Origin of the sequence: Spirillospora sp. CA-294931 (assembly GCF_050946795.1) — a bacterium.
In the GTDB taxonomy this organism is placed as follows: domain Bacteria; phylum Actinomycetota; class Actinomycetes; order Streptosporangiales; family Streptosporangiaceae; genus Spirillospora.
Genome location: NZ_CP192006.1, coordinates 4,497,545 through 4,520,589, shown reverse-complemented (window position 1 = coordinate 4,520,589; position 23,045 = coordinate 4,497,545). Strand labels below are relative to the sequence as shown.

The 23,045-nt window shown below is 72.7% G+C and carries 22 protein-coding genes; 15 read left to right on the top strand and 7 right to left on the bottom strand.

From position 1 onward, the window contains the following. Positions 1-149 precede the first annotated feature (149 nt). Genes ACQPY4_RS20140 through ACQPY4_RS20130 form a run of 3 tightly spaced genes read right to left on the bottom strand, consistent with a single transcriptional unit; the run spans position 150 to position 2,964 of the window. Positions 150-533, bottom strand: coding sequence for a hotdog domain-containing protein (locus tag ACQPY4_RS20140; protein ID WP_433338587.1), 384 nt, complete (start codon positions 531-533; stop codon positions 150-152). Next, positions 530-1,369, bottom strand: coding sequence for an OAM dimerization domain-containing protein (locus ACQPY4_RS20135; RefSeq protein WP_433338585.1), 840 nt, complete (start codon positions 1,367-1,369; stop codon positions 530-532). The genes ACQPY4_RS20140 and ACQPY4_RS20135 overlap by 4 nt, the downstream gene beginning before the upstream one ends. After that, positions 1,366-2,964 (bottom strand): lysine 5,6-aminomutase subunit alpha, encoded by a 1,599-nt coding sequence (locus ACQPY4_RS20130; protein WP_433338583.1) that lies wholly within the window; start codon positions 2,962-2,964, stop codon positions 1,366-1,368. The genes ACQPY4_RS20135 and ACQPY4_RS20130 overlap by 4 nt, the downstream gene beginning before the upstream one ends. 221 nt (positions 2,965-3,185) lie before the next feature. On the opposite strand from ACQPY4_RS20130, the gene ACQPY4_RS20125 reads away from it, so the two are divergent. From ACQPY4_RS20125 to ACQPY4_RS20110, 4 genes are all read left to right on the top strand, one after another. Next, entirely contained in the window at positions 3,186-3,956 is a 771-nt protein-coding gene (locus ACQPY4_RS20125) for a hypothetical protein (protein ID WP_433338581.1), read from the top strand. Positions 3,957-3,958: 2 nt separating this feature from the next. After that, positions 3,959-4,927 (top strand): hypothetical protein, encoded by a 969-nt coding sequence (locus ACQPY4_RS20120; RefSeq protein ID WP_433338579.1) that lies wholly within the window; start codon positions 3,959-3,961, stop codon positions 4,925-4,927. Between the two features lie 106 nt (positions 4,928-5,033). Next, the gene (locus tag ACQPY4_RS20115) at positions 5,034-5,225 is read left to right on the top strand and encodes a YegP family protein (protein ID WP_433338577.1); all 192 of its coding nucleotides are present in this window, start codon (positions 5,034-5,036) and stop codon (positions 5,223-5,225) included. A gap of 129 nt (positions 5,226-5,354) precedes the next feature. Then, complete coding sequence (locus tag ACQPY4_RS20110; RefSeq protein WP_433338575.1) at positions 5,355-5,825, top strand: hypothetical protein; 471 nt, start codon at positions 5,355-5,357, stop codon at positions 5,823-5,825. A 221-nt stretch (positions 5,826-6,046) separates the two neighbouring features. Here ACQPY4_RS20110 and ACQPY4_RS20105 read toward each other — a convergent pair whose 3' ends face one another. The 3 genes from ACQPY4_RS20105 to ACQPY4_RS20095 form a co-directional block, all read right to left on the bottom strand. Then, positions 6,047-6,385, bottom strand: coding sequence for a nuclear transport factor 2 family protein (locus ACQPY4_RS20105; RefSeq protein ID WP_433338573.1), 339 nt, complete (start codon positions 6,383-6,385; stop codon positions 6,047-6,049). Between the two features lie 53 nt (positions 6,386-6,438). Further along, complete coding sequence (locus ACQPY4_RS20100; RefSeq protein WP_433338571.1) at positions 6,439-7,770, bottom strand: DUF2252 domain-containing protein; 1,332 nt, start codon at positions 7,768-7,770, stop codon at positions 6,439-6,441. A gap of 66 nt (positions 7,771-7,836) precedes the next feature. Next, a complete protein-coding gene (locus ACQPY4_RS20095) occupies positions 7,837-8,883 on the bottom strand; it encodes an L-erythro-3,5-diaminohexanoate dehydrogenase (RefSeq protein ID WP_433338569.1) in 1,047 nt (348 codons plus the stop codon). 136 nt (positions 8,884-9,019) lie between these two features. Here ACQPY4_RS20095 and ACQPY4_RS20090 point away from each other — a divergent pair, with 136 nt between their 5' ends. From ACQPY4_RS20090 to ACQPY4_RS20040, 11 genes are all read left to right on the top strand, one after another. Further along, positions 9,020-10,405, top strand: coding sequence for a KamA family radical SAM protein (locus ACQPY4_RS20090; RefSeq protein WP_433338567.1), 1,386 nt, complete (start codon positions 9,020-9,022; stop codon positions 10,403-10,405). 30 nt (positions 10,406-10,435) lie between these two features. Then, a complete protein-coding gene (locus ACQPY4_RS20085) occupies positions 10,436-11,605 on the top strand; it encodes a cytochrome P450 (RefSeq protein WP_433338565.1) in 1,170 nt (389 codons plus the stop codon). Between the two features lie 95 nt (positions 11,606-11,700). Next, positions 11,701-12,777: a DUF3616 domain-containing protein gene (locus ACQPY4_RS20080; protein ID WP_433338563.1), complete on the top strand. Its 1,077-nt coding sequence runs from the start codon at positions 11,701-11,703 to the stop codon at positions 12,775-12,777. 87 nt (positions 12,778-12,864) lie between these two features. Beyond that, positions 12,865-14,061: an acyl-CoA dehydrogenase family protein gene (locus ACQPY4_RS20075; RefSeq protein ID WP_433338561.1), complete on the top strand. Its 1,197-nt coding sequence runs from the start codon at positions 12,865-12,867 to the stop codon at positions 14,059-14,061. Positions 14,062-15,030: 969 nt separating this feature from the next. Next, positions 15,031-15,546 carry a DUF1707 domain-containing protein gene (locus tag ACQPY4_RS20070; RefSeq protein ID WP_433338559.1) on the top strand — a complete coding sequence of 172 codons (516 nt, stop codon included), beginning with the start codon at positions 15,031-15,033 and terminating at the stop codon, positions 15,544-15,546. Between the two features lie 148 nt (positions 15,547-15,694). Further along, on the top strand, positions 15,695-16,873 hold the full coding sequence (locus ACQPY4_RS20065) for an ROK family protein (RefSeq protein WP_433338557.1): 1,179 nt from the start codon (positions 15,695-15,697) through the stop codon (positions 16,871-16,873). 47 nt (positions 16,874-16,920) lie between these two features. Continuing rightward, positions 16,921-18,312: an ABC transporter substrate-binding protein gene (locus ACQPY4_RS20060; RefSeq protein WP_433338555.1), complete on the top strand. Its 1,392-nt coding sequence runs from the start codon at positions 16,921-16,923 to the stop codon at positions 18,310-18,312. Next, positions 18,309-19,277, top strand: coding sequence for a carbohydrate ABC transporter permease (locus ACQPY4_RS20055; protein WP_433338553.1), 969 nt, complete (start codon positions 18,309-18,311; stop codon positions 19,275-19,277). The genes ACQPY4_RS20060 and ACQPY4_RS20055 overlap by 4 nt, the downstream gene beginning before the upstream one ends. Beyond that, the gene (locus tag ACQPY4_RS20050; RefSeq protein WP_433338551.1) at positions 19,274-20,098 is read left to right on the top strand and encodes a carbohydrate ABC transporter permease; all 825 of its coding nucleotides are present in this window, start codon (positions 19,274-19,276) and stop codon (positions 20,096-20,098) included. Before ACQPY4_RS20055 ends, ACQPY4_RS20050 begins: the two co-directional genes overlap by 4 nt. After that, entirely contained in the window at positions 20,095-21,351 is a 1,257-nt protein-coding gene (locus tag ACQPY4_RS20045; protein WP_433338549.1) for a 6-phospho-beta-glucosidase, read from the top strand. Before ACQPY4_RS20050 ends, ACQPY4_RS20045 begins: the two co-directional genes overlap by 4 nt. Then, a complete protein-coding gene (locus tag ACQPY4_RS20040) occupies positions 21,351-22,334 on the top strand; it encodes an N-acetylglucosamine kinase (protein WP_433338547.1) in 984 nt (327 codons plus the stop codon). Before ACQPY4_RS20045 ends, ACQPY4_RS20040 begins: the two co-directional genes overlap by 1 nt. Here the strand turns inward: ACQPY4_RS20040 and trhA are convergent. Then, entirely contained in the window at positions 22,313-22,981 is a 669-nt protein-coding gene (gene trhA / locus ACQPY4_RS20035; protein WP_433338545.1) for a PAQR family membrane homeostasis protein TrhA, read from the bottom strand. The genes ACQPY4_RS20040 and trhA overlap by 22 nt on opposite strands. Positions 22,982-23,045 lie beyond the last annotated feature (64 nt).

Sequence of the window (23,045 nt, the reverse complement as noted above, 5' to 3'; positions counted from 1 at the left end):
TGCTGGACTGCAGCAAAACTACCGGCTCCACCGGCTGTGTCAACCGCCGCATGTTCTGCGGCGACTCCATGTTTCACCAGCTCAACGCCATGATCACCCAACCGGGAGAAATCACCCTCGTCACTGTGGGCTACCTGGCCCGCTGCGCCTCAGGGGACCACCACGGTCCCGACGGCGGTGACGGCGACGATCGGCTCGGCGAGCACCTCGGCGGCCGACTCGCCCTTGTCGGGACGGCCCCGGCACACCACCCGCGCCTCGAAGCCGATCGTGCGGCTGCGGCGCCCGACCCGGGTGACGGTGGCGGTGGCCTCCAGGACGTCCCCGGCCCGCACGGGCGCCAGGAACTGCACGTCGGAGTAGGAGGCGAACAGCCCCTCGTCGCCGTCGGTCCTGATGCACACCTCGGTGGCCACGTCGCCGAACATCGCGACCATGTAGGCGCCGTCGACCAGGTTCCCGGCGTAGTGGGCGTGGGCGTAGGGCACGTACCTGCGGTGCGTGACCGTCAGCCCCTCTCGGGGGTCGCTCACTCGGACTCCTCCTCGCGCTGGATCGCGTCGCTGGGGACCAGGGCGTGGACCAGGTAGCTGGCGACCTCGGCCGGGGTGGTGCCCTTGCCGAAGATCCGGTCGACGCCGAGGTCTTCGGGGGTGACGGTGTCGAAGCGGGGCCCGCCCACCACCAGCAGGGGGCGGCCCATCCCGGCGGCGACCGCCGTGGGGTACTCGGCGTGGAACGCGGCGGCGGCCTGCTTGGTGTTGTGCAGGTGGGCGTTCTTCTGCGTGACCACCTGCGAGACCAGGACGGCGTCGGCGTCGTCGGCCTTGGCCCGCTCCACCAGCTCGGGCACGGTGACCTGGGCGCCCATGTTGACCACGTGGATCTCGCGGTAGTACTCCAGGCCCTTCTCGCCCGCGAAGCCCTTGACGTTCAGGATCGCGTCGATGCCGACGGTGTGGGCGTCGGTGCCGATGCAGGCGCCGACCACCACCAGGCGGCGGTTCAGGCCGCGGCGGATGGCGTGGTTGACCTCCTTGGCCGACAGCAGCGGGAACTCGCGCTCGGGCGGCGCGGGGATCCCGGCGTAGTCGATCAGGTGGTTGACGCGGCCGTAGACGATGAAGAACGTGAAGTCGGGGCCCATCGGCTTGGCGTGCACGACGCTGGCCGGTTCCAGGCCCATCTTCCCGGCCAGCTGCAGCGCGGCCGCCTCCGAGCGGCGTCCGGCCGGGACGGGCAGGGTGAACGACATCTGCACCATGCCGTCGCCGGTGGTGTCGCCGTAGGGGCGGATGACCTGCCGGGTGTCGGCGGGTTCGGCCGGGGTCTCGACCCCGGTCGCGCCGCGGGGGCTCTCGACGGTCACGCGGGCACCTCCAGTCGGGCGTTGGCGCCCTGCGGGTCCTCGGTGTCGAGGATCTCGATGGCGGGGTTGAAGTAGCCGTCGTCGCGGGCCACGACGCCGTCCAGGCCCTTGCCGGCGTCGGCGGGGCGGCGGGTGACGCCGAAGGTGCCCTCGGCGATCGCGGTGAGCAGGCCGTCGCCCTCGACCTTCTCCAGCAGCTCGATCGACTCCGACAGCACCTGCCGGGCGCGCTGGGCGACGTACCCGTCGGGGTTGGGCATGAAGTCCTCGGCCAGGCCGCCGCAGGCGTCGCGGACGTAGCGGACGTTCTCCAGCGCCAGGTCGCGGTCCGACAGCCACGGAGTGTGGATGCCCTCGGTCATCATCCCGATCAGGATGATCGACTGGCCGGTCATCACGCCCGCCAGGTTGAAGAAGGCGTCCAGCAGGTACCCGGCGAAGATGTTGCCGGTCATGTGCTTGGTCGGCGGCATGTACTTCAGCGGCGCGTCGGGGAACAGCTCGCGCACCAGCTGGGCGTGGGCCAGCTCCATCCGGAACGACTCGGGGATCGCGGGGTTGATCTCGAACGCGTGGCCGAGGCCGAGCTGGGCGTCGCTGAGCCCGGCCTCGTGCCCGAACCGCTCGTTGAGCAGCTGGCTGACCACCACGGTGTGGGCGGCGTCGACGGCGTCGGCGGTGGTGAGGTAGTTGTCCTCGCCGGTGTTGATGACGATGCCCGCGCGGGCGTGGATCTGCCGGGAGAACCGCTGGTCGATGAACGTCCTGCGGGGGTTGATGTCACGGAAGATGATGCCGTACATGCAGTCGTTGAGCATCATGTCCAGCCGTTCCAGGCCGGCCAGCGTGGCGATCTCGGGCATGCACAGGCCCGAGGCGTAGTTGGTGAGCCGCACGTAGCGGCCCAGCTCGCGCGAGACGTCGTCGAGCGCCGCCCGCATCAGCCGGAAGTTCTCCTGGGTGGCGTAGGTGCCCGCGTAGCCCTCCCGGGTCGCCCCCTCGGGGACGAAGTCCAGCAGCGACTGGCCGGTGGAGCGGATCACCGCGACCACGTCGGCGCCCTCGCGGGCGGCGGCCTGGGCCTGCGGGATGTCCTCGTAGATGTCGCCGGTCGCCACGATCAGGTAGATCCACGGCTGCGGCGGGTCGCCGACCTCGCGCAGCATCCGGTCGCGCTCGGCACGGCGCCGGTCGATGCGGGTGATCCCGCCGCGCGCGGCGCGGCGCGCGGCCTCGCGGGCGCGGTCGGCGTCGGCGCCGGCGGGGTGGCGGAACTTCACGCGTCCGCGCGCGGCCTCCTGCGCCAGCGCCGACAGCGAGCCGGACGAGCCGCGCAGCAGCGCGTCCCACACCGGCAGCGCCACGCCGTTCTCCAGGCCCACCTGGGCGCGGACGGCGTCGGCGAGGTGGTTGGCCCACGGATTGCCGTCGTCGTCGGCGCCGGACAGGCCCGCCAGCCTCAGCAGCGCCCGCTCCACCGACACCGTCGTGTTGGTGCGCGCCATGTCGATGATGGGCTCGGCGGCGCGGGCGGCCAGGCGCCTGGCGGTGGCCACCACCGCCGGGTCGAGATCGAGTTTGCGTTGCGGCGCCATTGCCGTCTCCCCTCCAGCCGAACAATCTTCCGCGTCAAGACCGCGTATACGAGAGATCCTCCACCATCGGCACGATCAGACACAAGAACCTATCTGGACCTCTCCTGAGCGCCACATCGACGGCACGTCCGCGTCAAACCCTCGACCCTGAACGATAAGTACATCTAAAATCACTGTCGGTAGTTGACCTGTGGGGCGTCACGAAGAAGGAAAGAGGGCCAATGCTCGCCTACCTCCTCGCCGCCGCCGCCGCGATCGCCCTGGTGGCCGTCGCGAGCCTGACCGTCCGGCAGGTCCGCAGGGCCAGGGACGACGACGACCCCGACGGGCCCACCACGTCCCACACCGGCGCGATGATCTCCGCGCTGTTCCTGCTGGCGTTCGCCGTGGCGATCGTCGTCCCCTGGACCACGACCGACACGGCCCGCCTCAACACCTACACCGAGACCCGTGCGATCGTCGAGGCCCACTGGGCCGCGGGACGCCTCCCCTCCCCCGTCCGCGAGCGCGTCCAGACCGGCCTGCGCGACTACGCCGCCTTCGTCCGCGACACCGAATGGCCCCTGATGGCCGACGGCAAGCTGAGCCCCGCGGGCTGGATCCGGCTCGACGGCCTGCGCCGCGAGGGCCTGGCGGTGCGGCCCGGCGACGACGAGGAGCTCAAGGACGCCCGCACCGCCTTCCTCGACCACGTCGCCGAGATCTCCGCGGCCCGCCACCAGCGCGCCATGGACGCCAAGACCACCCCGCCCCCCGGGCTGCTGATCATCACCGTCCTCACCGGGCTGGCCGTCGTCCTGCTGCCCTTCCTGGCGGGCGCCCGGCCCCGCGGCATGATCCTGGTCCCGCTCGGCATCATGGCGGGCCTGCTGGGCATCGGCGTCTACCTCGCCGTCGACATCGCGCACGCCTTCGCGGGCGGCCTGGCCGTCAAACCCGACGCCTTCACCGACGTCCTGGCCGAGATCCAGCGCATCTCCGCGGGCGGCTGAACGTGCGCCCCGTCCTGGCCGCCCCCCTCCTCCTGGCGGGCACCCTGCTCCTCCCCACGGGCTCCGCGACGGCCGACCCGCCCCCGACCCGCGACGGCGTCACCGTCACCCCCTCCGGCGTGGTCGTCACCTCCGGAGGCGACCACGTCATCGTGGGCGAGCAGGGCGTCCACATCGGCACCGCCACCGCCGAGGCGAGCACCGGCGCCCTGGGCCTCACCTCCGCCACCTCCGGCATCAACGTGGGCGGCGACAGCCTCGGCATCGGCTCCAGCGGCGCGGGCGTCCGCACCGGCGCCGCCACGGGCGCCGGCACCGCCACCGCGAAGGCACGCACCGCCACCCGCCACAGCGCGGTCACCCTGGCCCGCGGCGGCGCGGGCACCCGCTCCGCCGCCGCCGGAGCGACCGTCCACCAGGGAAACGGCGTCACCGGCCGGGACGGCGACGGCATCGGCGTCCACGCGGGCGGCACCGGAGTGATCATCCACTCGGGCGGATCGATCTGCATCACCATCGGCGGCATCGTCATCGTCCAGATCGGCAAAGGCTGCCCGCCCCCGCCCAAGCCGACCCCGCCCCCCAAACCCACACCCCCACCGAAACCGACCCCACCCCCCAAGCCCACCCCTCCCAAACCCACTCCCCCGCCCAAACCCACGCCTCCGAAACCCACCCCACCGAAACCAACTCCGCCCAAACCGACTCCACCCCCGACCCCGGCGCCGCCCAAACCGACCGCCCAGGCCCCAATCGCCCCACGCCCCACACCCGCGCCCGCACCCCGTCCACCCCGCACCACCGCCCCCCGTCCCACTCCCGCGCCGCCACCGGCCACCCGCCCGCCCGAACCGCGCGAGCACTCCGCCGCCGAACTCCCGCCCCGCCGCAACCCCATGGGCACCACGCTGGTCATCGCCGTCCTGGCCGTGGCCATCAGCGCCGGCACCGCCGTCGCCTTCGCCCGCTGACCGGCGTCCCGGCGCCCCCACGAATCGGCCAAAAGTTCGCATTGGGCGTGTTACGGAACCTTCTCTGCGGGTAACCGGAGACCACGAAGGTCGACAGGGGGTTCCAATGGCAGGCAAGTTCGTGATCACCAAGGACAAGCGTGGCGAGTACCGCTTCGCCCTCAAGGCGGGCAACGGCGAGACGATCGCGGTCAGCGAGGGATACAAGACCAAGGCCAGCGCGCTGAACGGCGTCGACTCGGTGCGCCGCAACGCCGCCGACGCCCCCGTGGACGACACCACCGAAGCCAACGCCTAGCGCTCCTGACCCGCCCCGGCGCGCACCCGCCGGCCACACAGCGGCCACGCCCCCGCGTGGCCGCTGCGCCACGCCCGGCACGGTTATGATCCTGGCGACCGACGGCCGCAGCGGATCCGGGGAGCCATCGTGCGCAAGGCAAGGCCCGCCACCCTCACCGTCCCCCCGGACGCCGCCGCGCGAGTCGCCGAGCTCGCCGCCCAGGGCAGGATCGTCCAGGCGGTGCGGATCGTCCGCGAGACCACCGCCATGACGCTGCGGCACGCCAAGGAGCACGTGGAGTCGGTCCGCGACCGCCAGATCATCGACCGCCACCCCGGCGGACCGCCCACCCCACGCCTCCTGGGCTTCATCGCCGACGGCAAGCGCATCCAGGCGGTCAAGGAGGTCGTCGAGACCACCGGCCTCTCCCTCAAGGACGCCAAGCACTACGTCGACGCCCTGCGCCGCGAACGCGCCCACCTGCGCCCGGCCCCGCTCGCCGACCGCGTCCGCGTCCTGCGCGGAGCCGAGGACTACCGCTCCGCCATCGCCCTCGTCCGCGCCGAGACGGGCATGACCGAACCCGAAGCCCTGCGCTTCATCGACGCCCTCGGCTGACCCGCTCCCGCCCCGGCGTCCGCACAACCCCCGGACGCCAGATCAAGGCGCCCGGTCCACGAAGGGGCCACCGCCGGACACCCAAGGAAACGTCCGTCGGCCGGGCCTCAAGGCGAGGACGTCCACGAACACGGCCGCGGGGTCCATCGCGCTCACGCTCGCCTCAATCACGCTCGCGGTGTCCGAGGCGCGGGCCGGGTCGGTGGCTTCGGGGGCCGGGTTCAGTCGCGGTAGTAGGCGATGGTGAGGCGGGTGATGGCGGGGCCTTGGAGGTGGTAGGTCAGTTCGCCCGCCAGGGCGGACGGGGAGCGGTCCCAGGCGTATTCGGCGACGAAGGTGTCGTTCTCGGCGCGGACGCCGAGGAGGCGGATGGTGTCGTCGGGGGGCTGCTCGCGGTAGGCGGCGGCGATGGCGTCGCGGCCCTCGAAGGGGCCGGCGGGGACGCCGTCGAAGACCAGGACGGCGTCCGGGGCGAACAGGGCCACCATGGGCGCGAAGTCGCCCGTGCCGACCCCGTGGTTGAAGGCGTCGACGTGGCGGTCGACCAGTTCCAGCGACATCGGCCCTCCCGTGGAGCCCGGGGGCGGGTCGGCACCGCCCCCGGGGACGCAGATTACAGGCCGGGGATACCGCCGTTGCGGAAGGCGTTGACGAACAAGGCATGGTCGGACCGGACGATTTCGGCGTACTCGGTGCCGAAGGCGACCATGTCCTCGACGAACGCGGACTCGTCGGTGCCGATGACCGCGTCGATGGCGTCCTCGACCTGGAAGTCGACCAGGGTGTGGTCGGAGTCGCGGTCGGACACGCAGTGGACCTTGGCGGTGGCGCGGCCGAGGTCGTCCAGGATCGCGGCCATCTCGTCGGGCTCGGTCAGGCCCGACCAGTCCAGGTCGGCCTCGTAGGGCGACAGTTCCTGGACGACGTAGCCGACGCCGTCGATCTCGGTGTGGCCGAGCCAGGGGTCGGCGTTGGCCTGCAGCGCGCGGCGCGAGACGGCGGTGCGGTGGCCGTGGTGGCGGAAGTACTCGCGGATGCGGGCGTCGTCGACGACGCGGCTGGGCGCGGCGACGTTGCCCTGCTTCATCGACAGGATGACGTCGTTCTCCAGGGCCTGGGAGTGGCCCTCGACCAGGATGTTGTAGGCCGACAGGCCCGCCGAGCCGATGCCGAAGCCGGACGCGCCGACGATGTCCTTGACCTGGTAGGTGAGGCCGGAGAACCGCTTGTCCTGCGGGATCGTCTGCAGGTACGCCTCGTAGGCGGCCTCGACCTTGGCGCGCTCGGCGTCGTCGAGGCGGCGCACGCCCGGGCGGTCGCGGAAGCGGCGCTCGTGCCGCTCCACCAGCGTCTTGCCCTCCAGCAGGCCGATGCGGGTGGAGGTCAGCGCGTCGATCAGGACGCCCCGGACGTAGCCGTCGGCGGTGTCGAGCGTCAGCGCGAACTCGTGGTCGTCGCCGTGGGCGGCGAAGCGGCGGACCTGGTCGACATAGGCGCGCACGTAGGTCTCGATCAGGCGCCGGATGTCGGAGTCGGAGATGGCCTTGCTCCACGCCAGCAGCGCCAGGCTGGCCACCAGCCGCTTGACGTCCCAGGTGAAGTGCCCGACGTAGGCCTCGTCGAAGTCGTTGACGTCGAAGACGAACACGCCGTCGTCGTTCATGTAGGTGCCGAAGTTCTGGGCGTGCAGGTCGCCCTGGATCCAGACGCGCGCGGTGCGCTCGTCGGCCCAGGGGTCCTCGTCGTCGATGATGTCGGCGTAGAACAGGCAGGCGCTGCCGCGGTAGAAGGCGAACGGGTCCGAGGCCATCTTGCGGAAGCGGCGGCGGAACTCGGCGGGGCTGCGCTCCATGAGGTCGCTGAAGGCGTCGACCAGGACGTCCACGATCTGGTCCTGCCGGGCCTTGGGGTCCCGCTCGCGCAGTGACCGGGTGATGCTCGCCATCAGGGAGTTCTCCTCGCAATCGTCGGCCGTGACCCCGCCTGTTCCGGGCGGTGCCGACCATTGTGCCTAATCGGCGTGACCACGCGCGGTGAACAGGGCGCGAACCTGCGGTACCGATCGCACCAGGTCCAGGGCCATCTCGGCGTGCCCGGGGACGTAGCCGTTGCCGACGAGCATGGTGACGTCGGCCGCCAGTCCCTCGGCGCCCAGGGCGGCGGCGGGGAAGGAGGTGGCCATCGAGAAGAACACCACGGTGCCGCCGGGCGCGGTCGCCAGGATCGCGCCGTGCTCGCAGCCGGGGACGTCCACGCACACGACGGTGACGTCGGCGGGCTCGCCGATCGCCTCGGCGACGGCGACCGGGTCGCGGGCGTCGGCGCGGACCACGACGTCGGCCAGTCCGCTGGCCTCCAGGCGCTGGTGCTCCTCGGCGGTGGGGACCAGCCCGATGGTGCGCGCGGCCCCGGCGCGGCGGGCGGCCGCCAGCGACAGCGAGCCGCTCTTGCCCGCCGCGCCCAGCACCGCGACGGTGGGGGCGTTCCGGGCGGCGACCACGCGGTGGGTCAGGGCGGGCGCGCCGCACACGTCCATGACCGACAGGGCCAGCGGGACGGGCATGTCGTCGGGCAGGACGGCGGCGATAGAGCGGGCGAACAGGATGGCGTGGCCCTGGGCGGGGACCTGCTCGGAGCGGCCGTCCCAGCCCGCCAGGCCGTCGGTGATCGCCAGCGGGGTCAGGGTGAGGGAGACCAGGGTCGCGACGCGGTCGCCGGGCTTGAGGCCCAGCGGCGACTCGGGACCGACTTCCTCCACGACGCCGACGAGCATCCCGCCCGAGCCGGTGACCGGGTTGTGCATCTTGCCGCGCTCGTCGATGATCCCCGCGACCTCGCGGCGGATGGCGTCGGGGTCGCCGCCGTGCTTGTCGTGCAACTGCCGGAAGGACGCGGCGTCCAGGTTGAGGCGTTCGACGCGGACCCGCACCTCACCGGGCCCGATCCGGGGCGAGGGGTCCAAGCGGCGCGCCGCCTGGGGCAGGACGCCCGGCGGGTCCACGACGCGGTGCAGCCCCACCGCGGTAGCCGTCTGCGCTCCGGTACGCCGCTCGCTCATCCTCAGGACCCTCCATCACGGAAACTCGCCCCGCAAGATGTACGGGGCAACACTAGTTCTCGTGGAAGTCTTCCCGTAACGTCAGTCATATACAAGACTTTTACGCTCTCATCCGTTCCGCGAGGAGGGGTCGACGATGACCACTGCCCTGCACGACGAGCCGGGCACCACCGGCCGCCCCGTCACCGCCGACGGCCAGCCGTACGCCTACCGGCGCCGCCCCCTGGAAGAGCCGGACTGGACCCGCCTGGCCGGCTGGCGCGACATCACCACCGCGGAATGGGAATCGGCCCAGTGGCAGCGCTCCCACTGCGTCAAGAACCTCCGGCAGCTGCGCCAGGTGCTCGGCGACCTGATCGACGAGACGTTCTACGCCGACCTGGAGCGCGACCAGGCCGAGCGCGCCACCATGTCGATGCTGGTGACGCCGCAGATGCTCAACACGATGGACACCTCCTCCACCGAGGCCTTCTACGCCGACCCCGTGCGCCGCTACATGATCCCCGTGCTGAGCGACCGCCGCGACGACTGGCCCTCGCACCCCTACTCCGCCCGTGACTCCCTGCACGAGGCCGAGATGTGGGCCGTGGAGGGACTCACGCACCGCTACCCCACCAAGGTTTTGGCCGAGCTGCTGCCCACCTGCCCGCAGTACTGCGGGCACTGCACCCGCATGGACCTGGTCGGCAACTCCACCCCCGCGGTGGACAAGCACAAGTTCACCATCAAGCCCACCGACCGGCACGAAGCCATGCTGGAGTACCTGCGCCACACCCCCGGCGTCCGCGACGTGGTGGTCTCCGGCGGCGACGTGGCCAACATGCCCTGGGCCCGCCTGGAGTCGTTCGTCGACTCCCTGCTGGACGTCGACAACATCCGCGACATCCGCCTGGCCACCAAGGCCCTGATGGGCCTGCCCCAGCACTGGCTCCAGGACGAGGTCCGCGCCGGGATGGAGCGCCTGGCCACCAAGGCCAACGGACGCGGCGTGCAGATCGCCATCCACACCCACGTCAACGCCGCCCGCTCGGTCACCCCGCTGGTGGCCAGGGCCGCCCGCGCCATGCTCGACACCGGCATCCGCGACGTCCGCAACCAGGGCGTGCTGCTGCGCGGCGTCAACGACTCCCCCGACCAGCTGCTGGACCTGTCGTTCGCGCTGCTGGACGAGGCCGGGATCCTGCCCTACTACCTCTACATGTGCGACATGATCCCCGACGCCGAGCACTGGCGGCTGGCGGTCTGGGAGGCGCAGGAGCTCCAGCACGCCATCATGGGCTACCTGCCCGGCTTCGCCACCCCGCGCATCGTGTGCGACGTCCCCTACGTCGGCAAGCGCTGGGTGCACCAGCTGTCGGACTACGACCGCGAGCGCGGCATCTCCTACTGGACCAAGAACTACCGCACCGGCATCGAGGCCGCCGACCCCGAGGCGCTCAACCGCCGCTACGAGTACTACGACCCGATCTACACCCTGCCCGAGGCCGGTCGGGACTGGTGGCGCGAGCGCCCCGCGTCCTGACCAGCCCGCCTTCGGGCGTAGTTTGCGGGGATGACGTCCGACCTCACGGCCCGGTTCCCGCTCGGCGCGCGCGTCACGCTCGCCGAGCTGGAGACCGGGCCGCACCCCGTCCTGGCCCGCCTGCGCGACCGCGAGCCGGTGTCCTGGCTGCCCGTGCTGGACGGCTGGCTGGTCACCTCGCACGCCCTGGCGCTGCGCGTCATGCGCGACGCCGCCGCGTTCACCGTGGACGACCCGCGCTTCTCCACCGCGCGGGTCGTCGGCGCGAGCATGCTGTCGCTGGACGGCCGCGCCCACACCCGCCACCGCGAGCCGTTCGCGCGGCCCTTCCGTCCCGCCCCCGTCCGCGCCCGCTTCACCGCGTTCGTCCGCGACGAGGTCGACCGCCTGGTCGCCGCGCTGGCCCCGGCCGGACGCGCCGAGCTGCGCTCCGAGCTCGCCGGGCCGCTCGCGGTCGCCGTCGTCGCCGAGGCCCTCGGCCTTGAGGGCGTCGACGCCGCCGCCGTCCGGTCCTGGTACGAGTCGTTCGTCACGGCCGTCTCGCGGATCACCGCCGGAGGCGACGCGCCCGAGGAGACCGCCGCCGCCTACGACCGGCTCCGCGCCTCGGTGGAACGCGCCATCACCGCGCCGGGCGGCGCGTCGCTGCTGGCCGAGGCCGCCCGCCAGGACGAGGGCCTGAGCACCGCCGAGATCGTCTCCAACGCCGCCGTGCTGATGTTCGGCGGCATCGACACCACCGAAGGCATGATCACCAACGCGGCGCTGCACGTCCTCGGGCACCCCGAGCCCGTCGGCGCCGACCTGCTGGACGCGGCGATCGAGGAGTCGCTGCGGCTGGAGCCCTCGGCGTCGGTCGTGGACCGCTACGCCACCCGCGACACCGACCTGGGCGGCGCGCCCGTCCGCGCGGGCGACCTGGTGCGGGTCTCGATCGCGGGCGCCAACCGCGACCCGGCCGTCTTCCCCGACCCCGACCGCTTCGACCCCCGCCGCGCCGGCGTCTCCGACCACCTGGCCTTCGCGCACGGGCCGCACTTCTGCTTCGGCGCCCACCTGGCCCGGATGGAGGCCCGCACCGCCCTGGAGGCGCTGCTGTCCCGCCTGCCCGGCCTGCGCCTGGCGCCGGACGCGGCGGCCGAGCCGCAGGGGCTGGTCTTCCGCAAGCCGCCGTGCCTGGACGTCGTCTGGGACGTCTGAGCCCGGCGCCTTTACATTGTAGATCAATTAAAGATCAACGCTGACCTGGGCAGACGGGTGCCCCGGTTCGTCCATTTCTGTGGGACGATCGCCAGATGATTGTGGAACGCCGGGTCGAACTGCGCTTCGGGCACGACAGCCGGGAAGCCGAGACGCACACCAACCTGTCCGCCGTACGCCAGGACGGCCGCTGCCTGTGGGTGGCCGGCGACGAGACCGCCACCATCGAGCGGCTCACCGCCACCACCGACGACGCCGGGCGCGTCACCGCCTACGGCGACGAGCTCACCGTGCGGTTGGCCGACCTGGTCGAGCTGCCCGCCGGTCCCGAGGAGGAGGCCGACATCGAGGGCCTGTCGCGCACCGACGGGTGGCTCTGGGCGATCGGCTCGCACAGCCTCAAGCGCAAGAAGATCAAGGCGGGCCAGTCCGACGCCAAGTCGCGCAAGCGCCTGGCCACCATCGTGCGCGAGGAGAACCGCTTCATCCTGGCGCGGCTGCCCATCGTCACCGGCGCCGACGGCCTGCCCGAGGTCGTGCGCGAGGACGGCGAGCGCACCGCCGCCGTCCTGGGCGGCCGCGGCGACTCCATCACCGACCTGCTGGCCGACGACCCGCACCTGGCGGCGTTCCTGCCCATCCCCAGCAAGGACAACGGCATCGACGTCGAGGGCGTCGCCGCCCACGGCGACCGCCTCTACATCGGTCTGCGCGGCCCGGTGCTGCGCGGCTGGGCCGTCCTGATCGAGATCCACCCCGTCACCGACCCCGACGACCCGCACCGGCTCACGCTCAAGCCCGTCGACGGCAAGGCGCTGTACCGCAGCCACTTCCTCGACCTGGGCGGCCTGGGCATCCGCGACCTGTGCCCCGACGGCGACGACCTGCTGATCCTCACCGGACCCAGCATGGACCTGGACGGCCCCGTCCGCGTCGTGCGCTGGCGCGGCGCCGCCAAGGTCGACTCCCCCGACGTGGTGCCCGGCGAGGAGCTGCTGGAGATCGGCGACCTGCCCTACGGCGAGGGCGACGACCACGCCGAGGGCATCGCGGTGCTCGACGAGACCGAGGGCGTGGGCACGCGCCTGCTGGTGGTCTACGACAGCCCGTCCCCGGGCCGCCTGACCGACGAGGGCGGCGTGCTGGCCGACGTCGTCTCCTTCGACAAGTAGCCGGGACCGGCCCCTGGTAAGTGCTCGCTTTTGGCCTCTGCTTGGATGGGAAACCCACCCGGGTAAAGGCCAGAAGCGAGGACGAACATGATCGAATGGTCGGACGAGGACCTGATGATCCGCGACGCGGTGCGCGGCTGGATCGACGCCGAGGTCCGTCCCCGGCTCGACGCCCTCGACTCCGGCGAGCTGCCGCCCTATGACCTGATCCGCGGCCTGTTCACCACCTTCGGCATGGACGAGCTGGCCCGCTCCTCCTTCGAGGCCCGCGCCGAGAACGCCGACGGCGAGGGCGGCGGCGACGGTCCCGGGCGCGGCAACCCGGCCATGAGCCTCATCCCGGTGATCGAGCTGTGCAAGGTCTCCCCCGGCCTGGTCTCGGCCATGGGCGTCAGCCTCGGCCTCGCCGCCGGGACGATCATGAAGCGGGGCACCCCCGAGCAGCGCCGCCGCTGGGCCCTGGACCTGCTCACCATGGAAAAGGTCGGCGCCTGGGCGATCACCGAGCCCGGCTCGGGCTCGGACGCGTTCGGCGGCATGCAGGCCACCGCCCGCCGCGACGGCGACGACTACGTCCTCAACGGGAGCAAGACCTTCATCACCAACGGCCCGCACGCCGACACCATCGTCTTCTATTGCAAGCTCGACGACGGCCGCGAGCCGCGCGACCGCGAGATCCTCACCTTCGTCCTCGACCGCGGCATGCCCGGCCTGGAGCAGTCCAAGCCGCTGCGCAAGATGGGCCTGCACTCCTCCCCCACCGGCGAGCTGTTCCTGTCCGACGTGCGGGCGGGCCGGGACCGGCTGCTGGCCGCCGGGTCCGGCGGCGGCAAGGAGTCGGCCCGGCAGAACTTCGTCACCGAACGCGCCGGCGTCGCCGCGATGTCCCTCGGCGTCATCGAGGAGTGCCTGAAGCTGTCGGTGGAGTACGCCAAGACCCGCGAGCTGTGGGGGCAGCGCATCGGCGACTTCCAGCTGATCCAGCTCAAGCTGGCCACCATGGAGGTCGCCCGCCTCAACGTCCAGAACCTGGTGTTCCGCCACATCGAGATGCAGCGGGCCGGGCGCACCCCCACCCTGGCCGAGGCGTCGGCGATGAAGCTGTACTCCGCGCGGGCGGCCTCGGAGGTCGCCGCCGAGGCGGTGCAGCTGTTCGGCGGCAACGGCTACATGGCCGAGTTCCGCGTCGAGCAGCTGGCCCGCGACGCCAAGTCGTTCCAGATCTACGCCGGCACCGACGAGATCCAGATCACCCACATCGCGCGGGACCTGCTCTCCCGCTGACCCCCAGAGCGCGCCCGAGATCGAGTCGGCCGCGGTACGAGTGGCGCCTCTGCCGATTGGGCTACCCCGGCCTTCCGGCCGGGAGCGGGACTCGAACCCGCACTGGACCCCATTTGAAGTGGAAGTAACCGCCGCCTGCGCACCGGGCGCGCCCTGGCGACCCCAGGAGACCACGGCGCCCACACCGACCTCAACGCCTTTTCCGCCAGCCCGCGCGCGGGTGACAACGGCTCCCGCGACGATTCGGGGCCGTCCGCACGACGGGCTCGGGGCCGTCCGCACGGCGGCACGGGAGGGCCGTCCACACAGCGCCTCGGGGGGCCATCCGCACCACGGCTCGGGGGCCATCCGCACCACGGCTCGGGGGCCATCCGCACCACGGCTCGGGGGCCGTCCGCACGGCGGCACGGGGAGGCGTCCACACACAGCGCCTCGGGGGCCGCCCGCACGGCGGCTCGGGGAGGCGTCCACACACAGCGCCTCGGGGGCCGCCCGCACGGCGGCTCGGGGGGCCGCCCGCACGGCAGTTCGGGGGGCCATCCGCACCACGGCTCGGGGCCGTCCGCACGACGGCACGGGAGGGCCGCCCGCACGGCGGCGCGGAACCGTCCGCACGGCGCCTCGGGGAGCGTCCATACAGCGCCTCGGAGGGCCGCCCGCACGGCAGTTCGGGGGGCCATCCGCACCACGGCTCCGGGGCCGTCCTTCCGGCGGCTCGGGGGCTTGCCCCGGGCGGCTCCGGGTGCGTCCCCCGGGTGGTCGGTACGCTCCGTGAGGACGGTGCGTCTGGGCCGTCCGGGGCGGCGGGCGCGGTCGGCGCCGCGGCCGAACTTCCGGCGGCCCCCGGGCGTCGAACATCGCGGGGCATCGGTGACAATGATCATCGGCCGCCGTGAACGGTGTTCTTCTGGACAAGACGACGACAGGGCTTGGATACTCACAGCTATGGACGGTCAGCCCTCATATCCCGTGAGAGCGTCCGACACCGAGCGCGACCGTGTGCTGCGCGCGCTCGGTGACCGGGTGGCCGAGGGCCGGATGTCGCACGAGACGTTCGAGCGGCGCGTCGACCAGGTGCTGCGGGCCCGCAACCGCTCCGAGCTCGACGAGATCGTCCACGACCTGCCGCCGACCAACCGGGTCGTCGGCCGGCTGACCGGGCTGATCTCCTCCGTCTCGCACGCCACCGCGCGCATCGAGGCCGCGTGGCGGGCGCCCCGGCTGCCGCGCTTCATGCTGCCCCCGGCGAACCTGACCCGCATCGTGGTCGGCCGCGCCCCCGGGTGCCAGTTCATCCTCACCGACCTGACGGTCTCGCGCTTCCACGCCGAGATCTACCGCGCCGACGAGTGCTGGATGATCTCCGATCTGGGCTCCATGAACGGCACCCGCGTCAACGGCTGGCGGCTGACCGGCCCGGCCCGCGTCCGTCCCGGCGACGAGATCGGCTTCGGCAACTCCAGCTTCATCGTCGCCGCCCCCTGACGCCCTCCCGCTGAGCGCCCCTTCCGGTTCCGGACGGGCGGATTCCGCCGCACCCCTTGACGGATTCGTTAAGAGTCCTTACTTTTCTCTCCAAGTTAGGAAACCTTCCTAACTCGGATCGAGTGTTCTTCGAGCGAGCGAGGTGGCGGTGTCCGTTCCCGTTCCCGGGACCCCCAGCGTGCTGAGGGCGATCAACGACCGGGCGGCCCTGGAGGCGCTGCTGGCGCACGGGCCGCTGACCCGGCCGCGCCTGACCGACCTGATCGGGGTCTCCAAGCCGACCGCCTCGCAGCTGCTCGCGCGGCTGGTGGAGGCCGGCCTGGTCGTCCGGGACGGGGTGCGCGAGGGCCTGCCCGGCCGCACGGCCGAGCTGTACCGGCTGGACGCCTCCGCCGCGCACGTCGCCGGCCTGGACGTCACGCCCGCCCGGATCAGGGCCAGCGTGGCCGACCTGGCCGGGACGGTGGTGGGCGAGTTCGAGCTGCCCACCCCGGGCCGGTCCGGCGTCGACGCGGTCGCCCGCGCCGGGGCCGCCCTCGACGGCGCGGCCGCCGCGGCCGGGCTGGCGCGCGGCGGCCTGAACCGCGCCGTCATCGGCATCCAGGGCGCGGTCGACCCGGGCACCGGACGCCTCGGCTACGCCGCGCACATCCCCGGCTGGCACATCCCCGGCCTGGTCGCGACGCTGGCGGACGGCCTCGGCCTGCCCGTCGCCGTCGAGAACGACGTCAACCTCGCCGCGCTCGCCGAGGGCGAGGACGGCGGCGGGGGCGACTTCGTCCTGCTATGGGTGGCCGACGGCGTCGGCATGGCGCTGGTCCTGGGCGGCGTGCCGCACCGGGGCGCCACCGGCGGCGCGGGCGAGATCGGCTACATGCCCGCCGTCGGCGCCCCGCTGATGCGCGACGTGCGCCGCACCCACACCGGCGGCGTGCACAGCCTCATCGGCGGAGCGGCGGTGCTGAAGCTGATGCGGACCCACGGGTTCCGCGGACGCGACGCCGCCACCGCGCTGGGCCGGGCCGCCGACGCCGAGGGCTCGGCGCCGGCCGGGGCGGCGCTGACCGAGCTGGCGACCCGGCTCGGCTCGACCCTGGCCACCGTCACCGCCGTCGTCGACCCCGGGCACATCGTGCTCACCGGCGACGTCCTGCGCGCGGGCGGCGAGCCGCTGCGCGCGCGCGTGGAACGCGAACTGCACTCGATGTCGATTCCCCGCCCCCCGGTCCTGCTCAGCTCCGTCCAGGGCAACCCCGTCCTGGCCGGGGCGCTGCGGCAGGGCCTCCGGGAGACCCGCGACGCGGTGTTCTCCAGCACCACTCCCTGAGCCACGGCGGCCGTCCCCGGGCCGCCCTCCACCGAAGGAGAACCGGAGTGCGCACCACCACCACACCGCGCCTGTGCGGGGGGACGACCCCCCACACCCCCCGGCGGCCGTTCCGTCCGATACCGCGCCGGATCGCCGCGGTCACCGCCGCCGCGATCGTCGGCCTCGTCCCCGCCGCCTGCACGGCCGGCAAGAGCGAATCCTCCGACTCCGGCCCGGGAGCCGGGGAGAAACAGACGATCCAGGTGTGGCACGGCTGGAGCGCCGACCACGAGGTGAAGGGCTTCGAGCAGGCCGTCGACGGCTTCCGCAGGAAGCATCCCAACATCACCGTCAAGGTCACCGGGAACCAGACCGACGACCAGATCACCAACGCCATCCGCGGCGGCAACCCGCCCGACGTCGTCGCCTCCTTCACCACCGACAACCTCGGCCAGTTCTGCCAGAGCGGCGCCTGGCAGGAGCTCACCCCCCGCATCAAGCGCGACAAGGTCGACCTCGGCCTGTTCCCCAAGGCCGTCCAGGACTACACCCAGTTCAAGGGCAAGCGCTGCGCCCTGCCCGTCCTCGCCGACGCCTACGGCCTCTACTACAACAAGAAGCTCATGAAGGGCCACGCCCCGCCCAAGACCATGAGCGAGCTGGCCGAGCTGGCCAAGAAACTCACCGTCCGCAACCCCGACGGCAGCATCAAGGTCGCCGGGTTCATGCCCTCGGTGCAGTACTACGAGCACACCCCGCAGCACATCGCCACCAGCTTCGGCGTCAAGTGGCTCACCCCCGACGGCCGCGCCAACTTCTCCAAGGACCCCGCGTTCAAGGCGTACCTGAAATGGGTCAAGGACCTGCTCGACTGGTACGGCTACGACAAGGCCCGCGCGTTCATGAAGACCATGGGCCAGGAGTTCGAGGCGTCCAACCCCTTCCAGAAGGACAAGGTCGCCATGGCCGTCGACGGCGAGTGGCGCACCAAGTTCATCGAGAAGGAGGCGCCCGGCCTGGATTACGGCACCGCGCCCGCCCCCGTCGCCGACGACAAGCCGCAGCTGTACGGCGGCGGGTTCACCCTCGGCACCATCATGGGCATCCCGCGCGGCGCCAAGCACAACCAGGCCGCCTGGGAGTTCGTCCGGTACCTCACCACCGACACCGACGCCCTGGTCACCCTCGCCAACGCCCTCGGCAACGTCCCCAGCACCCTGCCGGCCCTGGCCTCGCCCAAGCTGCGGCTGCCCGCCCAGTTCGGCACGTTCCTCGGCGTGTTCAAGCACCCCGCGACCACCACCAGCCCGTCCAGCCCCAACGGCGGCGACTACATGGTCAAGTTCCAGCAGTTCGCCCAGGACCAGTGGGAGCCCGGCAAGGTCAAGGACCTCGACAAGGGCCTGCGCGACCTCGACGTCAAGATCGACAAGTCGCTCGACCTGGCGGGCGGATGACCGCGGCCACCGCCGTGCGGATCGGGAGGCGGCGCGCGGCCGGGTCGCGCGCCCGCCGCCGCCACCGCCTGCGGATCCTGGCGTTCCTGTCGCCCTGGCTGGTCGGGCTGACGATGTTCTTCCTGTACCCGCTGCTGGCCACGGTGTACTTCTCCTTCACCCGCTACGACCTGTTCACCCTGGAGTGGGTCGGGCTCACCAACTACCGGTTCCTGTTCGAGGACGAGGACGCGTGGCGGTCGCTGCGCAACACCCTGTGGCTGGTGGCGGTGATGGTGCCGCTGCGGGTGCTGTTCGGGCTCGGCGTCGCGCAGCTGCTCACCCACCTCAAGCGCGGCGGCGGCGTGTTCCGGTCGCTGTTCTACCTGCCCTACCTGGTGCCGCCCGTCGCCGCGACCGTCGCGTTCGTGTTCGTCCTCAACCCCGGCACCGGCCCGGTGACCTCGATCGCCGACAGCGTCGGGCTGTCGCTGCCCGACTGGTTCAACGAGCCCGAATGGAGCAAACCGGGCCTGACGCTGCTGGGGCTGTGGGCCGTCGGCGACGTCATGGTGATCCTGCTGGCCGCCGTCCTGGACGTCCCGCGCCAGCTCTACGAGGCCGCCGAGCTCGACGGCGCCGGGCCCTGGCAGCGCTTCCGCCACATCACGCTGCCGACCATCTCGCCCGTACTGGCGTTCGCGGCCGTCACCGGCGTCATCCAGACGCTGCAGTACTTCACCCAGGCCATGGTCGCGGGCAAGGTCGCCGCCGGGCAGAGCGACCAGCCCGGCACCCAGACCGCGCCCGGCTACCCGGGCGGCTCGACGCTGACGTACCCGCAGTGGATCTACGACGAGGGGTTCCGGCAGTTCAACATGGGCTACGCCTGCGTCCTGGCGCTGCTGCTGTTCGTCATCGCCATGCTGTTCACGCTGGTGCTGCTGCGCCAGTTCCACGCGTTCGCCGACGGGGAGGCCACGTGAACCCCCGCTCGCGCGCCTTCCTGATGTGGGTCGCCACCCACTGCGTCGCCATCGCGCTGGCGGTGATGTTCCTGGCGCCGCTGACGTTCATGTTCCTGACGGCCGTGATGTCGAACGAGCAGACCCTCAGCGGCGACCTGTGGCCCACCACCTGGCATTGGGGCAACTTCGCCGAGGTCATGACGGGCGACATGCTGCGCTGGCTGGGCAACAGCCTGCTGTACGCGGGCCTGGGCACGGTGTTCATGCTGGTCTCCAGCGTCCCGGTGGCCTACGCGCTTGCGCGGTTCCGCTTCCGCGGCCGCAAGCTGGCGTTCGTCATGGTCATCACCGCGATGATGCTGCCGCCGCAGATCACCGTCGTGCCCCTCTACATCGTGTGGGCCCGCCTCGACCTGACCGGCACCCTGTGGCCGCTGATCCTGCCGCTGCTGTTCGGCGACGCGTTCTCCATCTTCCTGCTGCGCCAGTTCCTGATGACGATCCCCAAGGACTACGCCGACGCCGCCCGCGTGGACGGCTGCGGCGAGTTCACCACCATGACGCGGGTGATCCTGCCGATGGCGCGGCCCGCGCTGGCCGCCGTCGCGCTGTTCCAGTTCTTCTACTGCTGGAACGACTACTACGGGCCCCTGGTCTACGCCAAACCCGACGCGTGGCCGCTGGCGGTGGGCATCGCCACCTTCCGCGCCGCGCACAACGTCGAATGGAACCTCACCATGGCCGCCGCGCTGCTCACCACCCTGCCCGTGATCATCGTGTTCTTCCTCGCCCAGCGCGTCTTCATCCAGGGCATCACACTGACGGGAGTCAAGGGATGAAACTCGTCGTCGTCGGAGGCGGTTCCACCTACACGCCCGAGCTGGTCGACGGGATCGCGCGGCTGCGCGCGTCCCTGCCCGTCGCCGAGCTCGCCCTGGTCGACCCCGACCGGGAGCGCCTGGCCCTGGTCGGCGGCCTGGCCCGGCGGATGCTGACCCGGGCCGGGCATCCCGCGCTGGTCACCACCACCGCCGACCTGGACGCGGGCGTCGACGGCGCCTCGGTGGTGCTGCTGCAGCTGCGCGTCGGCGGGCAGGCCGCGCGCCACCTGGACGAGACGCTCCCGCTGGCCTGCGGCTGCGTCGGGCAGGAGACCACCGGCGCGGGCGGCCTGGCCAAGGCGCTGCGGACCGTCCCGGTCGTGCTGGACATCGCCGACCGCGTCGCGCGCCGCGCCCCCGGCGCGTGGATCGTCAACTTCACCAACCCGGTCGGCATCGTCACCCGCGCGCTGCTGGACGGCGGCCACCGCGCCGCCGGGCTGTGCAACGTCGCCATCACCTTCCGGCGCCGCTTCGCCGCGCTGCTGGACGTCGCACCCGACGCCGTCGAGGCCGACCACATCGGCCTCAACCACCTCACCTGGACCCGCTCGGTGCGCGTGGACGGACGCGAGGCGCTCCCCCGCCTGCTGGAGGCGCACCTGCACGCCCTGGCCGAGGAGGTCGGGCTCCCCGCCGCGCTGCTGCGCGGCCTCGGCGCGATCCCCTCCTACTACCTGCGGTACTTCTACGCCCACGACCAGGTCGTCGACGAGCAGCGGCAGAGCCCCTCGCGCGCCGACACCGTCGCCGCCCTCGAACGCGACCTGCTCGCCGAGTACGCCGACCCCGGCCTGGACACCAAGCCCGCCCGGCTGGAGGAGCGCGGCGGCGCGTTCTACTCCGAGGCCGCCGTCGCGCTGGCGGCGTCCCTGCTCGGCGGCGACGGCGACGTCCAGGTCGTCAACGCCCGCAACGGCGCCACGCTGCCGTTCCTGCCGCCGGACGCCGTCATCGAGGCGCCCGCGCGGATCACCCGGGACGGCCCCGAGCCGCTGCCCGTCGCGCCCGTCGAGCCCCTGTACGCGGGGCTGATCGCGCACGTGTCGGCTTACGAGGAGCTCGCCCTGGACGCCGCCCTGCGCGGCGGCGCCGGGCGCGTCTCGCGGGCGCTGCTGGCGCACCCGCTGGTCGGCCAGGCCGACCTGGCCGACCGGCTCGCCCGCGCGCTGATCACCGCCAACCGCGCCCACCTGCCGTGGGCCGCCTGATGCCGCACGTCCTGCTCGCCCTGGACGGCGGCAACAGCAAGTCCGACGTGGCCGCCGTCTCCACCGACGGCACCCTGCTGGCGACCGCGCGCGGCGGCGGGTTCCGCCCGTGGGAGGTCGGCCTGCCCGGCGCCGTCGACGCCCTGGCCGGGCTGCTGGCCGAGGTCCTGGCGCGGGCCGGGGCCGCGCCCGGCGACGTGGCGCACCTGGCCGCCTACACCGCCAACGCCGACCTGCCCGACGAGGAGGAACGCCTGCGCAAGACCCTGCTGGCGCAGGGGATCGCGCCCTCGGTCACCGTCGGCAACGACACCTTCGCGCTGCTGCGCAGCGCCGCCGCCTCGGGCCTGGGGGTGGCGGTGGTGTGCGGCGCGGGCATCAATTGCGCGGGCGTCGGCCCTGGCGGTACCACCGCGCGCTTCCCGTCCCTGGGCTCCTACACCGGAGACTGGGGCGGCGGCGGCGAGCTGGGCCGCGCGGCGCTGTGGCACGCCGTGCGCGCCGAGGACGGCCGCGGCCCCGCCACGCGGCTGTCGGCCGCGATCGCGGCGCACTTCGGCGTCGCCACGGCCCTGGACGCGGGCCTGGCCCTGCACCGGGGCGAGATCGGCGAGGGGCGGCTGAAGGACCTGGCGCCGCTGCTGCTGGACGCCGCCGACGACGGCGACGCCGTCGCGCTGTCGCTGACCGCGCGGCTGGCCGAGGAGGTCGCGCTGCTGGGCACGGTCGCGCTGCGCCGCCTGGGCATGCTCGGCTCCCCCGCCGAGGTCGTGCTGGGCGGCGGCGTCCTGGCGGCGCGGCGCCCGGTGCTGATGACCCGCGTCGCCGACCATTTCGCCGCCAAGGCCCCCCAGGCCCGCCTGCTGGTGCCCGGGGCACCGCCGATCCTCGGCGCCGCGCTGCTGGGCCTGGACCACCTGAACGCCCCCGACGCCGCCTACGCCACGCTGCGCGGCGCGTTCTACACGGCGCCCGCGCGGTAGATGACGAACGAGACCGCGATGTACTGCAGCACGTACGCGGCCACGGTGAGGCTGTGGAAGACCTCGTGGAACCCGAACCAGCGCGGGGACGGGTTGGGGCGCCGCAGCCCGTACACCAGGCCGCCGGCGCTGTACAGGACGCCGCCCAGCGCGACCAGGGACGCCACCACCCAGCCGGTGCCGTCGATGAACTGCGGGACGAAGAACGCCGCGACCCAGCCCAGGCCGATGTAGAGCGCGGTGTAGAGCCAGCGCGGCGCCCTGACCCACAGGACGCGGAACAGCACCCCGGCGATCGCGCCGCCCCACACCACCGACAGCACCAGAACGCGGGCGCCGCCGTCCAGGATGAGGTAGGCGAACGGCGTGTAGGTGCCCGCGATGATCAGGTAGATGTTGGCGTGGTCGAAGCGGCGCAGCCAGTCGGCCACGCCCTCGGACCAGCGGCCGCGGTGGTAGGCGGCCGAGACGCCGAACAGCAGCGTGGAGGTCAGCGCGTACACCAGCGCGCACAGCCGGGCGGCGACGGTCGGGCCGAGCGCGACCAGCACCATGCCCGCGACCAGCGCGAGGGGGAAGGTCCCGGCGTGCAGCCACCCGCGCAGCCTCGGCTTGACCACCTGGGCGATCTCCGCTGGACGCCGCACCGCAACCTCCCGTGTCCCGGACCGTCGATTCCGCCAGCCTAACCGTCGCAAGACCGGAATCCAC

Coding starts and splice junctions, on each gene's coding strand:
- ACQPY4_RS20130 (WP_433338583.1), bottom strand. CDS start 2,964: ATGGCGCCGCAACGCAAACTCGATCTCGACCCGGCGGTGGTGGCCACC.
- ACQPY4_RS20125 (WP_433338581.1), top strand. CDS start 3,186: ATGCTCGCCTACCTCCTCGCCGCCGCCGCCGCGATCGCCCTGGTGGCC.
- ACQPY4_RS20115 (WP_433338577.1), top strand. CDS start 5,034: ATGGCAGGCAAGTTCGTGATCACCAAGGACAAGCGTGGCGAGTACCGC.
- ACQPY4_RS20105 (WP_433338573.1), bottom strand. CDS start 6,385: ATGTCGCTGGAACTGGTCGACCGCCACGTCGACGCCTTCAACCACGGG.
- ACQPY4_RS20100 (WP_433338571.1), bottom strand. CDS start 7,770: ATGGCGAGCATCACCCGGTCACTGCGCGAGCGGGACCCCAAGGCCCGG.
- ACQPY4_RS20095 (WP_433338569.1), bottom strand. CDS start 8,883: ATGAGCGAGCGGCGTACCGGAGCGCAGACGGCTACCGCGGTGGGGCTG.
- ACQPY4_RS20090 (WP_433338567.1), top strand. CDS start 9,020: ATGACCACTGCCCTGCACGACGAGCCGGGCACCACCGGCCGCCCCGTC.
- ACQPY4_RS20085 (WP_433338565.1), top strand. CDS start 10,436: ATGACGTCCGACCTCACGGCCCGGTTCCCGCTCGGCGCGCGCGTCACG.
- ACQPY4_RS20080 (WP_433338563.1), top strand. CDS start 11,701: ATGATTGTGGAACGCCGGGTCGAACTGCGCTTCGGGCACGACAGCCGG.
- ACQPY4_RS20075 (WP_433338561.1), top strand. CDS start 12,865: ATGATCGAATGGTCGGACGAGGACCTGATGATCCGCGACGCGGTGCGC.
- ACQPY4_RS20055 (WP_433338553.1), top strand. CDS start 18,309: ATGACCGCGGCCACCGCCGTGCGGATCGGGAGGCGGCGCGCGGCCGGG.
- ACQPY4_RS20045 (WP_433338549.1), top strand. CDS start 20,095: ATGAAACTCGTCGTCGTCGGAGGCGGTTCCACCTACACGCCCGAGCTG.
- ACQPY4_RS20040 (WP_433338547.1), top strand. CDS start 21,351: ATGCCGCACGTCCTGCTCGCCCTGGACGGCGGCAACAGCAAGTCCGAC.